This window comes from Nocardia sp. NPDC059195 (genome assembly GCF_042754695.1).
Taxonomy (GTDB): domain Bacteria; phylum Actinomycetota; class Actinomycetes; order Mycobacteriales; family Mycobacteriaceae; genus Nocardia.
In genome coordinates, this window is record NZ_JBHZBG010000073.1 from 1 (window position 1) to 1236 (window position 1236).

1 protein-coding gene is annotated in these 1236 nt (G+C 65.4%); it reads left to right on the forward strand.

Annotation, left to right across the window (positions count from 1 at the left end):
• The coding region (locus tag ACFXKN_RS33480; RefSeq protein ID WP_379434801.1) for an amino acid adenylation domain-containing protein at positions 1–1236 on the forward strand (1236 nt) is incomplete at both ends.

The window sequence follows — 1236 nt, forward strand, 5'->3', positions numbered from 1 at the left end:
CGCGATCATCGCCGACCCACGCCAACAGGTCTCCTCGATCGAGGTCTTCGACGAACACGAACTCGCCCAACTGGCGAAGTTCTCCAACCGGGCCGTACTCACCGAACAAACCACCGCCGTGTCGATCCCGGAGCTGTTCGCCACACAAGCCCAACGCACACCCGACGCCGTCGCGATGGTCTTCGAACACCAGTCATGGACCTACCACGAACTCGACGAGGCGTCGTCGCGGTTCGCACACCTGCTCATCGACCGGGGCGTCGGCCACGGTGATGTCGTCGCCCTGATGCTGCCGCGGTCAGGTGATGCGGTCCTGTCGATCCTGGCCGTGCTCAAGACTGGGGCGGCGTATATGTCGATCGACGTGCGCCATCCCGACGAGCGGGTCGGGTTCATGCTCGCCGACGCGACACCGGTCGCGGTGCTCACCAACGGCGAGTACGCAACCCGTTTCGCCGGGCACGACCTGCCGGTCATCGACGTCACCGATCCCGCGGTGCCGGTGATCCGATCCGGCGTATCTCTCCCGGTTCCGGCCCCGTCCGGATTGGCGTTCATCATCTACACCTCGGGTACGACCGGTACCCCCAAGGGTGTCGGGGTCACACACGAGAACACGACACACTTGTTCGAGTCGGTGCGTGAGGCAGGGTTCTTCCCGGCAGGGAAGGTATGGACGCAGTTCCATTCGTATGCGTTCGACGTCTCGGCGTGGGAGATGTGGGGCGCACTGCTACACGGGGGCCGACTGGTCGTCGTCCCGGAATCGGTGGTGCGCTCGCCGATGGACCTGCACCGGTTGCTGGTCGACGAGCACGTCACCGTCCTCGCCTTGACCCCGACCGCGATGGGCGCGATGCCCACCGAGGGGTTGGAAGCGGTGCGCTCGTTGTATTCGGTGGGTGAGGCGACATCGGCCGAGTTGGTGGATCGCTGGGCACCGGGCCGGATGATGGTGAACGCGTATGGGCCGACGGAAACCACTGTGTATTCGACCTTGGCGATGCTGGTGGCGGGGTCGGGAGCGCCGTCGATCGGTCGGCCGATCTCAGGCAATGCGGTGTTCGTGCTGGATGAGGGACTTAGCGAAGTGCCCATCGGCGTGGTCGGTGAGCTGTATGTGGCCGGCCGTGGCGTGACTCGCGGCTATCTGCGCCGCCCTGGACTCACCGCCTCACGATTCGTCGCCTGCCCATTCGGACAAACCGGTTCCCGCATGTACCGCACCGGCGACCT